The 13,110-nt window shown below is 58.9% G+C and carries 13 protein-coding genes; 5 read left to right on the top strand and 8 right to left on the bottom strand.

The features are described 5' to 3' along the window. The first annotated feature begins 78 nt into the window (after positions 1 to 78). Positions 79 to 636, top strand: a complete 558-nt coding sequence (locus tag AB4O22_RS15770) for a flavin reductase family protein (protein WP_460105492.1) — start codon at positions 79 to 81, stop codon at positions 634 to 636. Between the two features lie 35 nt (positions 637 to 671). Here AB4O22_RS15770 and AB4O22_RS15765 read toward each other — a convergent pair whose 3' ends face one another. From AB4O22_RS15765 to AB4O22_RS15730, 8 genes are all read right to left on the bottom strand, one after another. After that, a complete protein-coding gene (locus tag AB4O22_RS15765) occupies positions 672 to 1,088 on the bottom strand; it encodes a nuclear transport factor 2 family protein (protein ID WP_460105493.1) in 417 nt (138 codons plus the stop codon). Positions 1,089 to 1,205: 117 nt separating this feature from the next. After that, a complete protein-coding gene (locus AB4O22_RS15760) occupies positions 1,206 to 2,111 on the bottom strand; it encodes a LysR family transcriptional regulator (protein WP_460105495.1) in 906 nt (301 codons plus the stop codon). Between the two features lie 129 nt (positions 2,112 to 2,240). Continuing rightward, positions 2,241 to 2,975 carry an SDR family NAD(P)-dependent oxidoreductase gene (locus AB4O22_RS15755; RefSeq protein ID WP_460105497.1) on the bottom strand — a complete coding sequence of 245 codons (735 nt, stop codon included), beginning with the start codon at positions 2,973 to 2,975 and terminating at the stop codon, positions 2,241 to 2,243. 32 nt (positions 2,976 to 3,007) lie between these two features. Next, on the bottom strand, positions 3,008 to 3,826 hold the full coding sequence (locus AB4O22_RS15750) for an ABC transporter permease (RefSeq protein ID WP_460105498.1): 819 nt from the start codon (positions 3,824 to 3,826) through the stop codon (positions 3,008 to 3,010). Between the two features lie 14 nt (positions 3,827 to 3,840). Further along, positions 3,841 to 5,094 carry an ABC transporter permease gene (locus AB4O22_RS15745; RefSeq protein ID WP_460105500.1) on the bottom strand — a complete coding sequence of 418 codons (1,254 nt, stop codon included), beginning with the start codon at positions 5,092 to 5,094 and terminating at the stop codon, positions 3,841 to 3,843. Between the two features lie 68 nt (positions 5,095 to 5,162). Further along, complete coding sequence (locus AB4O22_RS15740) at positions 5,163 to 6,215, bottom strand: ABC transporter substrate-binding protein (RefSeq protein WP_460105502.1); 1,053 nt, start codon at positions 6,213 to 6,215, stop codon at positions 5,163 to 5,165. A gap of 150 nt (positions 6,216 to 6,365) precedes the next feature. Beyond that, positions 6,366 to 7,472, bottom strand: coding sequence for an ABC transporter ATP-binding protein (locus AB4O22_RS15735; RefSeq protein WP_460105503.1), 1,107 nt, complete (start codon positions 7,470 to 7,472; stop codon positions 6,366 to 6,368). Further along, entirely contained in the window at positions 7,472 to 8,863 is a 1,392-nt protein-coding gene (locus tag AB4O22_RS15730; protein WP_460105505.1) for an aminotransferase, read from the bottom strand. Before AB4O22_RS15730 ends, AB4O22_RS15735 begins: the two co-directional genes overlap by 1 nt. 187 nt (positions 8,864 to 9,050) lie before the next feature. Here AB4O22_RS15730 and AB4O22_RS15725 point away from each other — a divergent pair, with 187 nt between their 5' ends. From AB4O22_RS15725 to AB4O22_RS15710, 4 genes are read left to right on the top strand one after another with little or no spacing between them, the layout of a single operon-like run. Then, complete coding sequence (locus tag AB4O22_RS15725) at positions 9,051 to 9,935, top strand: transketolase (RefSeq protein ID WP_460105507.1); 885 nt, start codon at positions 9,051 to 9,053, stop codon at positions 9,933 to 9,935. Then, a complete protein-coding gene (locus AB4O22_RS15720) occupies positions 9,932 to 10,942 on the top strand; it encodes a transketolase family protein (RefSeq protein ID WP_460105509.1) in 1,011 nt (336 codons plus the stop codon). Before AB4O22_RS15725 ends, AB4O22_RS15720 begins: the two co-directional genes overlap by 4 nt. Further along, entirely contained in the window at positions 10,932 to 12,215 is a 1,284-nt protein-coding gene (locus AB4O22_RS15715; RefSeq protein WP_460105510.1) for an aspartate aminotransferase family protein, read from the top strand. Before AB4O22_RS15720 ends, AB4O22_RS15715 begins: the two co-directional genes overlap by 11 nt. A gap of 42 nt (positions 12,216 to 12,257) precedes the next feature. Beyond that, positions 12,258 to 13,013 (top strand): GntR family transcriptional regulator, encoded by a 756-nt coding sequence (locus AB4O22_RS15710; protein WP_460106628.1) that lies wholly within the window; start codon positions 12,258 to 12,260, stop codon positions 13,011 to 13,013. The last annotated feature ends 97 nt before the right edge of the window (positions 13,014 to 13,110 follow it).

The following is a 13,110-nucleotide window of genomic DNA, read 5'->3' as shown; positions in this document are numbered from 1 at the left end:
ACCCGGCAGGCTCCCGACAGTGCGCAAGCCGAACCTGGGAGAGACTGAACCCGACGTTCATATCTTGGGGATACCGCCATGCGTTGCTACGAAAAATCCGACTTCCCCCTGGCCGAGACCCGTCGCCATCTCGAAACCGGCCCTATTGTGCTGGTCACTTCCTGCTGGCGAGGCGAAACCAACATCATGACGATGGGCTGGCACATGATGATGCAGTTCAGTCCGGCGTTGTTCGGCTGTTATCTCTGGCAGGGCAACCACAGCTACGAAATGATTCGTCGCAGTCGCGAATGCGTGATCAATGTGCCTACCGCCGACTTGGTCGATGCGGTCGTCACCGTCGGCAACAGTTCGGGCCGCTCAGCTGACAAATTCAAAACTTGCGAGCTGACCGCTGCACCGGCCAGCTGCGTGCAGGCACCCTTGATCGAGGAGTGCTACGCAAACTTCGAATGTCGCTTGGCCGATGACCGAGAGGTCGACGAGTACGGTCTTTTTATCTGGGAGGTGCTGAAGGGGCATGTCGCCACGCAAGTGACTGAGCCGGCAACGTTGCACTATCGCGGGCAAGGGCAATTCCGGGTGGCGGGCCGGGTGCTTGATCTGAGCGAGCGCTTCAAGCCGCAGAACTTGTGAAGCGCCATACGTGGTGACAGGTGCTGCGCGTAGCTTCAGTTTGCCAAGGCGGGAATAGGCGCATCCAGGGCCACCGCAGCACGAACCGGATCGAAGTATTCACGAATGAACGTCAGTTTGCCCTTTTCGCAGCGCACAAACAGTACGTAGTCCTGCTCGTAGAGGTGCCCGGTCGGCTTTATCCGGCCTTCGGCTTTGACTTCGGCGCTGGCTTCCAAAGGATTTGCACCGGGATGAATGCGCAAGTCGTAGAAGCGGAAGTCTTCCACCGCGCCGACAAACCAGCCGACATGGCCCAGGACTTGATCGCGCCCATCGAGGCGCGCCGGATGACCGAGCGTAGGGGCAAACGGCAACTCCCAGACCAAGTCGTCGGCGATCAGGGTTTTCCAGCGCTCGTGGTCATCGACAAACGTTTCAAAATGCAGGCGAAGCAGTTGCTCAGCAGTCATTAATGCTGTCCTCATGAAATAAAAGAGATGCCGGCGAGTGAGGCTAGACTGTCGCATGACATCAGGATTGAAAAAAGACAGCGGCTATCGACCGTCAGATTCGAATTTATAGAACAGCTAGCCCTCGACGGCCTGTGCCTTGAAACGCTCGATAAGCCAGTTCGCCGCAGGCCCTGGCGGGGTGTCGGTGCGGTAGATGACGTCAAACGCGTAGTCGCCGCCGATGCAGTCCGGCAAGTCAAGTTGCACCAGCCGACCGTTGGCCAAGTCTTCATGCACTCGATCGATTGGCATGTTGCCCCAGCCGATACCTTCGCGCAGGAGCATGTGCTTCGCACCGAGGTCTGCCAGGCGCCAAGTGCGGGTGCCGACCACGGCGAACTCCTGGTCCTGGGTCAGTTTGGAGCGATCAGTGAGGACCAGTTGCACGTGGCTGCGGCCGGCCCCCGGCACATTTGGTCCGGACGCTGCCAGGGGATGGTCAGGCGCGGCGACCGGTATCAGCGCTACGCTGCCCACTCCGATGCGCTCGATGCCGGCGATGCTGTGGGTCAGCGGGCCGCTGACGCCCAGCGTGGCCCCGCGATCGAGTACCTTTTGCGCCACAGCGCCCAGGGCTTCGACATGCAGGTGCAGCGATACGGTGGGAAACTGCTCACGGAAGGCCTTGAGCGCGTCGACCACGCGCTCGCCGGGCAACATCACATCGAGTACCAGGTGCACCTCGGCTTCCAGGCCGTGCAATAGTCCGCGAACCTTGGCCCGCAGACCGTCTATTCCGTTGTAGATGGTGCGCGCTTCAGCCAGCACGGTACGGCCGGCATCGGTCAGTTGCGGTTTGCGGGTGGTCTTGCGATCGAACAGGCTGACGCCCAACTGCATTTCCAGGTTGGCGATCGAGTAACTCACCACCGACGTGGCGCGATGCAGCTTACGCGCCGCCCCCGCAAAACTGCCGACATCGACCACGGTGAGAAACACGCGCAGTTGATCGAGGGTAGGAGTACCCGGGTCTGAAATCATCGCTAATCTCTCGAACATTTGGACGCATCTTATCGGTGTTTTGCCGATAAGCCAGTGAGCGGACCGCCACGGATGGCGGTCTTGGATAACGCTAGAAGCTGTTCATACCAGCAGCGACATTTACGATATCTACGTTTTGGGCGCCAGCAAACCGGCTGTTTCTCCGCCATCCACGGTGAGCGTCGTACCGTTCACGTAGCTTGAGCCTGGCGACAGCAGCCACCAGATGGCTTCGGCCACTTCCTGGGGACTGGCAAGGCGTCCTTCCGGGATCCGCGCGGTCAAGGCGGAAAGTCGAGAGGCGTCGTTGACGATCTTGTTCATCATGCGGGTGGCAATCTGTCCCGGACAGACGGCGTTGAAGCGCACCTGGCCGCCGTATTCCAAGGCCAGCGCCTGGGTCAGCCCGAGTAGGGCCGCCTTGCTGGCGCAATAAGTGGCCAGGCCTTGCTCGCCGGTCTTGCCTGCGATCGAGGACACGTTGACCACTGCGCCCTTGCCCGCAATCAGCCCTGGTAGCGCGTGCTTGGTGTAGAAGAAAACCGAACGCGTATTGACCGCGAAGAGCCCATCCCATTCCTGCTGCGTGGTTTCGATAAAGGCTTTGCGTCCCGACATGCCGGCGTTATTGACCAGACCGGCCAGCTTGCCATCACCTAACCGCATGGCGGTGGCGACGACGTTCTGGCAGTCGCTTTCGCTCAAGACGTCACCGGCGACGAAGACGCAACCTGGCAGCTTCGCGGCAAGTTGTTCTCCGGCCTGGACATCCCGGCCGGTAAATACCACGGCATGGCCCAGGGCTGCGAGTTTTTCCACGGTGGCTGCACCGATGCCTTGGGTTCCGCCTGTCACGATATACATGCAATTGCTCCTGTTCTGATGGGGCATCTGGTTTATTTTGCCGATTGATTCAAGGTTCTGCTTGAGCGCAGCGAAAGCCAGGTGGTGGTCAACAGGCCGGCCAGGCCGACCAGCAGCAGAAATGACGACATCGCCACGATCGACGGATCGATGGTGTCGCGAATGCCGTCGAACATTTGCCGGGGCAACGTGCGTTGGCCTGGGCCGCCTATAAAAAGCACGACGACAATTTCATCGAATGACGTCATGAAGGCAAAGAGCGCCCCGGAGATCACGCCCGGCGCGATGATGGGCAGCGCAATGTTGACGAAAGCCCGCACCGGAGCTGCGCCGGACATGGCCGCCGCACGGAGCAGGCTCATGTCCAGGCCTTGCAGGCTGGCCGCGACATTGATCAGCACAAATGGTGTTGCCAGCACCGTGTGAGCCAGGATCATTCCGCTGAGGGTGCCGGTCAGGCCCAGTTGCCCGAAAAGAAAGTACATGCCGAGCCCGGAAATCACCGGCGGAATGATCATCGGTGAAATCAGCAGCCCCAGCAGGCCCGTCGCGGCCGGCAGGTTGCGCCGGGCAAATGCCAATGCCGCCAGAGTGCCCAACACGGTGGCGAACAAGGTGGAAGCAACTCCTACCAGCAAGCTATTGCGCAGCGCATGCATCCATGGGCCGGCGCTGAATACCTTTTCATACCAGCGCAGGGAGAAGCCCGGCAGAGGATAGGACAGGAACGTTCCGTTGCTGAAGGAAATGGGCACCACGGCCAGCAAGGGCGCGATCATGAAGATGATCATTATGATGCCGAACAGGCGCAGCAGGTTGCGGCTGATGAAGCAGAGCGTGAAGTGATTCATGGGTTTGTTCCCCGTTACCTGAGGCCGGCGATTTGACGGATACCCACCAGCTTCGCGGCGAGCACATAGATCGTCATGACGCAGACGATCAGCACCAGGCCCAACGCCGAGGCCATACCCCAATTCACCGTGGTGTTGGTGTAAAAGGCGATGAAGTAGCCGAGCATCTGTTCCCGTGCGCTGCCCACCAGCGTGGGTGTAACGTAATAGCCGGCGGCGACGATAAACGTCAGCAGCGTGCCAGAACCGATACCGGTCAGTGTCATGGGCAGGTAGACGTGAAAGAAACCACGCACCGGATGAACGCCGAGGGAACCGGAGGCGCGCATGTAGTGGGCCGGGATACCTTTCATCACGCTGTACAGCGGCAAGACCGTGAAGGGCAGCAGGATGTGCACCATCACGATATAGACGCCCAGTGCATCGAAGATCATCGGCAGCGGGTGATCGATCACACCCAGGTGCATCAGCAGCGTGTTGACGATGCCTTTCTCTTGCAGCACCACGATCCAGGCCGTCGTCCGGGCCAGCAACGACGTCCAGAAGGGCAGCATGACCGCCAGGATCAGCAGCATTTGGAAGGGTCGCGAAGCTTTCACCAGCAGGGCCGCGAAGGGAAAGCCCAGCAACAGACACAGCAGTGAAACCACGAAGGCGATCTTCAAGGTCTTGAAGGTCAGGTCCAGGTAAACCCGTTTGTCGGGTTCCACGCGCTGGATGCCTTGAGCTGTGCGCTCCAGGTCCAGCGCGGTCAATAGGTAATACGAGGTATACGCAGGGGAGGCCCGTTCGAACGCATCCCACAGCGGCGGTGATGACCATCGAGAATCGATGCTGGCCAGGCGACTGCGTGCGGAGTCGCCTGCAGGTGGTTGTTGGTTGGCAGGCCACTGATAGCGGCGTGCCGTGGCGGTGATCAGAAAACGGTAGCCACTGTTTTCATAGTTCATGCGCCGAGCCGCTTCGCCGATGACCCCGAGGTTTTCGACGTGGACCAGGTCCTGTTCCAGCGCTTCGAATACCCGGTCACTGGGGACGCTCGAATGGTCGGTGCGTTTTTCCTCTTCCAGTGCCTGCACTGTCCTGGGAAACGCGCTGACCATTTCAGGGTTACTGACGGCGCGATACAGCATCATTCCAATGGGAAGAACAAAGAACACGCCGGTATAGATCAACAGGGGCAAGAGCAGCATTACCGAGATCAGCCGTTTATGGCGGCTCGACTTCTGGTGTGCATACGCAAGTGAATCCAGCTCGATGGCGGACATGTCGACGGACCTCAATAGACGATCAGCGGCTTCTCCAGGCGAAGCCGCTGATCAAGCAACGGTTGGACTTACTTTGCTGCCCAATTGGTGAAGCGGGCCATCAGGTCTTCTTCGTAATTGACCCAGAACGGCGTATCCAGTAGCAGCGCGTTCTCCAGATTGGCTGGAGCTGTGGGCAAGTTATCGAGTACCTTTTTGTCCAGTGCCGCTTGGGCCTTGCTGTTGACGATGCCGTAGGGGATTGCCTGGGCGAAGGCGCTTTGCGCGGTTGGGCTGAGCATGTAGTCGAGGATCGAATAGCTTTCCTTGAGGTTTGCGGTGCCCTTGATGATCGTCCAGTAATCCATGCTGTAGAGCTGCTGGTTCCAGATCAGCGGAAAGTGCGCGCCCTGTTGATTGGCGATGGCGATGCGGCCGTTGTAGGCGGCGGTGACGGCGACACTTCCAGAAGCTAGCCATTCAAGGGGCTGGGCGCCGGTTTCCCACCAATGGATGTAGGGTTTTATTTCATCCAGTTTGGCAAAGGCACGGTCCTGTCCGGCCTGGGTGGCCAGGACGGTGTACACATCGGCTGGCTTGACGCCGTCGGCCATCAACGCGATTTCCAGGGTCATCCGGGCTTGTTTGCGCAGGCCGCGTTTGCCAGGCCATTTCTTCACATTCCAGAAGTCGGTCCAAGTCTTGGGGCCGTCAGTGGCGAACTTCTTGTTGTCGTAGGTCATCACTTCCGACCAGACAATGGCTCCCACCCCGCATGGCGCGAATTTATCCGCCGGGATGTGGCTGGCATTGCTCAGCCTGCTTTTATCGAGGGGCTCCAGCAGGCCTTGCTCACAGGCCAGGGCCATTTCGTTTTCGTCCATTTGCACCACGTCCCAGGTGGGATTGCCGGATTGAACCATCGCTTTTTGCTTGGCGATGCCACCATCATAGGTGTCTTGGACCACAGGGCTGCCGCTCTGGGCTGCATAGGGTTTGAAATACGCCTTATCGAAGGCTTCCTGGGTGGCGCCGCCGAATCCGACTACGGTCAGGTCGCGGGCAAGAATGGCCTCGCTGGCCAGCAAGGATACGGCGCAGATCGAGCATACAAGGGCGGTGCGACTGAATATCGAGGACATGGCTGTCCCTCCTGCTGTTTGGATGTAGGGAAACAAGATTCACAAAACGGCAGTGACGAACTAAACGGGCTCAGCGGGGATGTTCATGGTTGCCTCTCGGGTCGTTGTTATTGTCGAGACGGGTGGGTCGGGTGTGTTGTCTGTGGGGCCTCAATCGAGTGCGAATAGATGGGCGTCGTCGATACTCCAGTCAAAGCCAGTGAGCTGGCCGGGTTGCAGTTGTTTTGAGGTTGGGCTGTTGGGCACCTTCACGACCAGTGCCTGGCGATTCTGCAGGCTCAGATGCACCCGCAAGTGATCGCCGAGATACACCGTGTCCGTTACCAGCGCTTGCCAGGGCATTTCAGTGGGTGTGCCCAGGCGAATATTCTCCGGACGAATGACCAGTTGCACTTTTGCCGGATGGCGACCGCGCAGGTTTCTGGCGGAGCCGGTGACTTGCAATCCACTTTCCAGGGTCACTTGGCATCGCTGGTTGTCGACACTGCGCACGTTGCCAACCAGCACGTTGTTCTCACCGATGAAATTGGCTACATAGGCATTTTCGGGATGCTCGTAAAGCTCGATGGGCGAGCCGATTTGCGCAATATCACCTTGGTTGAACACGGCGACACGATCCGACATGGTCAGCGCTTCACCCTGGTCATGGGTCACGTAGACGATGGTGACGCCCAGCGATTTGTGTAGTTGCTTGATTTCGTACTGCATGTGTTCGCGCAAATTTTTGTCCAGGGCGCCCAGAGGCTCATCCATCAGGATTATTTCCGGTTCGAACACCATCGCCCTGGCCAAGGCCACTCGCTGCTGCTGACCGCCTGACAGTTCGGTGATGCGCCGTTGCTGCATGCCGTGCAGTTGCACCATGTCGATGGCGCGCTTGACCTTCGCTTGCACATCGATGCGCTTGAGCCCGCGCATCTTCAAGGGGTAGGCCAGGTTCTCTTCGACGCTCATGTGGGGGAATAGCGCGTAGTTCTGGAAAACCATCCCCATGCCGCGTTGGTGGGCCGGTTTTTTCTGAATCGGCGTGCCACGCATCCTGATTTCACCACGGGTCGGGGTTTCGAAGCCGGCGAGCATCATCAGGGTCGTGGTCTTGCCCGAGCCGGAGGCACCCAGCAGAGTGAGAAATTCACCGCGACCGATGTTCAGGTTCAGGTCCTTGATGATCAGATGCTTGCCGTCATAGCTTTTCTGGACGCCCGTGAACTCGATCAAGGGCTTGGTCACTTGAGCTGTATCGATTTGTGCGTTCATCACAGCGATAACCCATTGGCAATGGCGACGGCATCCAGCGCGCGAGTCAACCGTGCAACCAGTTCGGTGATTTCCTGCGCTTGAATAATGAAAGGCGGCGACAGGGCGATGGCATCGCCCATGTTGCGTACGATCAATCCCTGTTTACGAGTCGCCCGTTCGACCTGGGCCCCGATGGCTAACTCGGCGGGGAAGGAGGCGCGGGTGTCTTTATCTGCGACCAGCTCCAGTCCGGCCACCAGGCCCACGCCCCGGATTTCGCCGATAAGCGGATGTTGCAACAGCGGTTCAAGTTGCTGATGCAAGAGGCGTCCCAGGTCCTGGGTGCGTTCTGGCAGGTGCATTTCTTGATAAATCGCCAGTGTTTCCAGGGCTACCGCGGCGGCCACCGGGTGTCCGGAATAGGTAAATCCATGGCCGAACCCCCCCAACTGGTGGCTTTGTTCTTCGATCGCCTGATAGACATGGCCGCTGACCACGACGCAGGAGATCGGCTGGTAACCGGAGGAGAGGCTTTTAGCACAGGACATCATGTCGGGCGTGAAGCCCATTGTCTGATGTCCGAACCAGTTTCCGGTACGGCCGAATCCGCAAATGATTTCATCGGCGAGGAACAGGATGTCGTGCTTTTTCAGCAGCGCCTGTACGCCTTCGAAATAGCCTGGTGGGGGAACGATCACACCGCCGGCGCCCATGACTGGCTCGGAGATGAACGCGGCGATGTGATCGGCACCGACGTTCTCGATGCGCTGTTCCAATTCCTGCAACAAGCGCTGGGTGAACTGCGCTTCGCTCTCGGCCGTGGCTCCGTTGCGATAGTAATGCGGGCACTGCACATGCAGCACGGCCTCTTCCAGAGGTAGACCGAAGGCCGCGTGCATATTGGGCAGCCCAGACAGGCTTGCCCCCATCACGGTCGAACCGTGGAAGCCCTTTTGATGGGCAATGATCTTGCGCTTGGCGTTGTGGCCCCGTGCGCGGTGATAGGCCCAGGCGAGCTTGATCATCGAGTCGTTCGCCTCCGAGCCGGAGCAGGCGAAGAAGATCTTGGGCTGCTCGAAGGGCACCAGGCTCGCAATGCGTTCGGCCAACTGCGCGACCACGCTGGGTACGCGGTGGTTGAACGTGTGGTAGTAGGGCAGGCGCTCCATTTGGCGCTGCGCCGCCTGCACCAGTCGCGGGTTGGAAAATCCAAGCCCCGCACACCACAGTCCGGACATCCCTTCGATGTAGTCCCGACCTTGTTCATCGATCACATGAATCCCCGAACCGCGCTCGATAACCAGTGGGCCTTGCTGCTGGTGCATCCGCAGATTGGTCTGGGAATGCAGGTGGTAGCGCACATCCGTGTGCGCCAGATCGGTGAAAGAAAGGGTGTTTGCCTGCGTCATGACGAGCCTCGTTTTACGTTACTAATCACTTATAACTTATATGATGTGCATCGAATCGGCGATCGCGCAAGTCTCATTCAACGAAAAAATAAAACGCCCGCCGCCGCTTGTGGATATAAAATATATCTTATAAGTTGTAAAGGGAAGGCCGCTGAAGGCTTCGATAAACCCACTCAGGAGTGTCCTCATGTCCGCAGCGAATCCCGCGGTTCGTGATCCGGTAATCCCGTTGACCGCAGAGCAGATAGCCCATCTGAAGGAGAAAGCGCTGTTCGTGCGCTTGGAGACGGTGCGCCTTATTTCCATTGCCAAGGTTGGCCACTACACCTCGGTGTTCTCCTGTGCCGAGATCTTTTCCGCGCTGTACTACGACACTCTGCGACTCAAGCGCGGTGAGCCGAAATGGCCGGCGCGGGACCGTTTCCTCATGGGCAAGGGGCACGCAGCGGTGGGGCTTTATCCGCTGCTGGCCGACTGGGATTTCTTCGACAAATCCTGGCTCGATGACTACACACGTCTGGGCAGCCCATTGGGGGATCACCCAGACATGCGCAAAGTGCCCGGTGTCGATTTCAGCTCTGGCTCGATTGGCCATGCTTTGTCCGGTGGCTTGGGCATGGCGCTGGGCGGGCGACTGGGTGGCCAGCCGTTCGATGTCTATGTGCTGCTGGGCGACGGTGAAATGCAGGAAGGCCAGGTTTGGGAAGCGGCCATGGCGGCGGCACACCACAAGACCGGGAATCTGATAGCCATCGTTGATCGCAACGGCTACCAGCTAGACGGCAAGGTCGATGACGTCGTGGGGATCGAGCCGCTGGCTGACAAGTGGCGAGCGTTCGGTTGGGATGTCCGGGAAGTCGACGGGCACGATGTAGCCGCTGTCGCCACGTTGTTTCGCGAGCTCAAAACAGAGCCTGACCGAGAGCGGCCAGTTTGTGTGATCGCCCTGACCTCCAAGGGCAAGGGCGTGGAGTACATGGAGACAGAACCCGGTTGGCATCTTGGCTGGCTCGCTCCGGAAGATGAAGTGCTCGCGATCGAAGAAATCAAGGCCAACGGAGGTGTTCAATGAGCGCGCCAGTCAACCCAAACAGCTGGCAATACCGGCAACTGAATGCCCTTAATCCGGGGCTCGATTACCTGTCCGAAGGTTTACTGGATTTGGTTGCCGAGGGCCATGCGATTGCGGTAGGCACGGCTGACCTTCAGTACTCCAACGGTCTGAATCGCTTCGCCGAGAAGCATCCTGAGCGGTTCATCCAGTTCGGCATCTCTGAACAGAACATGGTTTCCGCCGCTGCGGGAATTGCGACCACGGGCACGATGCCGTTCGTGGCGACCTTTGCTTCGTTCCTGGCGTTGCTTTGTTGCGAGCAGATTCGCATGGACGTGGCCTACTCGGCTTTGCCGGTGCGACTGATCGGGCATCACGCCGGCATCAGCCTCGGTTTCTACGGCACCTCGCATCATGCCACCGAAGACCTTGCCATCACTCGCAGCATTGCCGATCTGACGGTGGTTGCGCCTGCCGACGGCCCTCAGTTGGCGGCAGCAATTCGTGCATCGATTCACCATCCCCAGCCCATTTATTTCCGTATTGGCCGTGGCCAGGAGCCCAACGTCTATCCAGATGACGTCACGTTCGAATTCGGCAAGGCCATCGTGCATTCCACAGGCAGTGACCTGACCCTCATCGCTACTGGCAGCATGCTACACCCGACCTTGCAGGCGGCCCGGGCGCTGGCTGAAAGTGGCCTGTCTGTCGGCGTGATCGACATGCATACACTCAAACCCATCGATCGGGCGGCGGTGCTGGCTGCGGCCAGCGATTCGACGCTGCTGATGACGGTGGAAGAACATAACGTCATCGGCGGCCTGGGTGGCGCGGTGGCGGAAATACTCGCGGATGAAGGCGCCGGGGTTCGACTGGTGCGTCATGGTATCCATGATGAATACAGCCTGATTGCACCGCCGACACATCTTTACAGGCATTACCGCCTGGACGCGGCCGGCATCGAAAGTGTGGCCCGTGAATCCTTGGAGAACGTGACGGGAGGAGGGCGGCGCCATGTCGGTTAACCAATCGCTGTATGACCGCGCGGAACGCGTCCTGCCTGGCGGGCACCTGAGTCCAAGCCGCAAGCTCGGTCAGCCGTACGCATTCGTGCGGGCGGAAGGCGCCTATTTGTATGACGCCGACGGCCAGCGCCATACGGATTTTCATTGCGGCTTTGGCGCCCATGTCCTCGGTCACGGCCACGCGGCAATCCGCGAGCGCGTCCATGAGGTTACCCAGCGCATCGATCTGCTCGGTGCGGGCATTACCGATCTGGAAGTCGAGGTGGCCGAGACGCTGGTCAGTTACATTCCCTGCGCCGAGCAGATCGCTTTTTGCAACAGCGGATCCGAGGCGACCTATCACGCCCTGCGCCTGGCGAGAGCGGCGACGGGCAGGAAGCAGATCATCAAGTTCCAGGGCGGCTACCACGGCTGGCATGACTACGTAGCGATGAATGGCCAGACGGCGAGAGACCGGATTGGCCAGTTCGACCCCATGTCGGATGGCATCTTGCGGGAGGCGGCGGACTACACGTCGATCCTGCCGTACAACGATGCCGATGCGGTGGAACGGTATCTCAAGTCCCATCCTGCTCAGGTGGCCGCGATCATCGTCGAACCGATTGCCCATAACATGGGGGCCGTGGCGGCCACCGACGCGTTCCTCAGGGATCTGCGTGACCTGGCAACGGCTCACGGCGTGGTGCTGATCTTCGACGAAGTCATTACCGGATTCAGGCATGCCCTGGGCGGTTATCAGTCCATCGTGGGCGTGACCCCGGACTTGGCGACCTTTGGTAAAGCCGCGTCTTCGGGATATCCGGTGGGCTTCATCGCCGGCAAGCGAGACCTCATGCACCTCATCGGCCTGACCGGTGAAAAAGGTGTCTTCATGGGCGGCACCTGCAACGGTACGCCTTCGACGCTTGCGGCGGTGCAAGCGACGGTCCAGGAGCTGGCGCGGCCGGGCACCTACGAAAAGCTGTTCGAACTGGGCGACTACATGCGCAGCCAGGTGGACGCCATCGTCCAGCGGCTGGGCATTGCTGCTCAAAGTGCCGGATACGGCTCCGCCTGGCTGCTGTATTTCTTTGAAGGGCCTTACAGCCAGTACACCGACCTGCTGCGCAACAACGACGAGCTCGACATGGCGTTTCGGCGAGGGCTCATCGAGCGGCGCCAGATATTCCAGCCATTGCAACTCAAGCGCCTTTACCTTTCAACCGCCCATACCCGGGAGATACTCGATGACTCATTGGACGTCATAGAAAGCGTGCTGAAGGCGCTGGCCTGATTGTGTCTAATGTCCGGCAACAAATGTAGCCAACGAGGGTATTTGTTGCCGGATCTGGCAGAAAAAAATGGCTTATATGTTATAAGTGCCGTCTTGTCGCAGCGCAGTCATCAGGAGCTAGATGTGCAGATTCAACCGTTGGAGCAAGGAAACCTTTCGGCTCGGGCCTACTATTCGATTCGTGAAGGACTGATCGCCGGGAATTTCAAGCCGGGGGAGCGGCTGATCATGCAGGACCTGGCGGAACGCTTGGGCACCAGCGTGACCCCGGTGAGGGAAGCTTGCCTGCGACTGGTGAGCGAGCGCGGCCTGGAACTGCGCTCAGGTCGGTTCGCCACGGTACCGGCGCTGACTCGCTCGCGTTATCTGGAAGTGCGTACTATCCGCATCGCCCTGGAAGGGCTGGCGGCAGAAATGGCCACACAGAACGTGACCGAAGCGGATCTTGTAAAGTTGACCGGACTGCACCAGCAATTTGATGAGGCGGACCGCAAGGGCGATAGCTCTCCGGCGATGTTCTATAACCGGGAGTTTCACTTCACGCTGTATCGGCTGTCGGGCATGGAGATGCTCACAGCGCAAATTGAAGGTTTGTGGGTGTCCATGGGACCGATCCTGAATCTCTTTTATACTTCCGGGCACAATTCCTATATTGGCGCTGAGGAGCATCAGGTGTTGATCGATGCACTTAGGAACAAAAAGCCTGCCAAGGCCCGTAAGGCCATTGCAGACGACATCCTGCGCGGTGGCGTCAGCATTTTGAAATTCATCGATGAGAATGAAAATAGATCTGCTTGATTCGGTCAGTTCGAAGTAGTTAGAGATGTGGCATTCCGTTTTAGATTCGTCTAAATGGCAGAAGACTGACGAATTTATTTGCGCCTTGATGGCGCTG

The sequence above is a fragment of the Pseudomonas sp. S3_B11 genome, from assembly GCF_054667715.1.
Note: the sequence above shows the minus strand (reverse complement) of the source record. Positions and strands in the feature narration are given on the sequence as shown.

Excerpts from the sequence above, each read along its gene's own strand:
- AB4O22_RS15770 (WP_460105492.1), top strand. The coding sequence starts at position 79 with ATGCGTTGCTACGAAAAATCCGACTTCCCCCTGGCCGAGACCCGTCGC.
- AB4O22_RS15765 (WP_460105493.1), bottom strand. The coding sequence starts at position 1,088 with ATGACTGCTGAGCAACTGCTTCGCCTGCATTTTGAAACGTTTGTCGAT.
- AB4O22_RS15760 (WP_460105495.1), bottom strand. The coding sequence starts at position 2,111 with ATGATTTCAGACCCGGGTACTCCTACCCTCGATCAACTGCGCGTGTTT.
- AB4O22_RS15755 (WP_460105497.1), bottom strand. The coding sequence starts at position 2,975 with ATGTATATCGTGACAGGCGGAACCCAAGGCATCGGTGCAGCCACCGTG.
- AB4O22_RS15750 (WP_460105498.1), bottom strand. The coding sequence starts at position 3,826 with ATGAATCACTTCACGCTCTGCTTCATCAGCCGCAACCTGCTGCGCCTG.
- AB4O22_RS15745 (WP_460105500.1), bottom strand. The coding sequence starts at position 5,094 with ATGTCCGCCATCGAGCTGGATTCACTTGCGTATGCACACCAGAAGTCG.
- AB4O22_RS15740 (WP_460105502.1), bottom strand. The coding sequence starts at position 6,215 with ATGTCCTCGATATTCAGTCGCACCGCCCTTGTATGCTCGATCTGCGCC.
- AB4O22_RS15735 (WP_460105503.1), bottom strand. The coding sequence starts at position 7,472 with ATGAACGCACAAATCGATACAGCTCAAGTGACCAAGCCCTTGATCGAG.
- AB4O22_RS15730 (WP_460105505.1), bottom strand. The coding sequence starts at position 8,863 with ATGACGCAGGCAAACACCCTTTCTTTCACCGATCTGGCGCACACGGAT.
- AB4O22_RS15725 (WP_460105507.1), top strand. The coding sequence starts at position 9,051 with ATGTCCGCAGCGAATCCCGCGGTTCGTGATCCGGTAATCCCGTTGACC.
- AB4O22_RS15720 (WP_460105509.1), top strand. The coding sequence starts at position 9,932 with ATGAGCGCGCCAGTCAACCCAAACAGCTGGCAATACCGGCAACTGAAT.
- AB4O22_RS15715 (WP_460105510.1), top strand. The coding sequence starts at position 10,932 with ATGTCGGTTAACCAATCGCTGTATGACCGCGCGGAACGCGTCCTGCCT.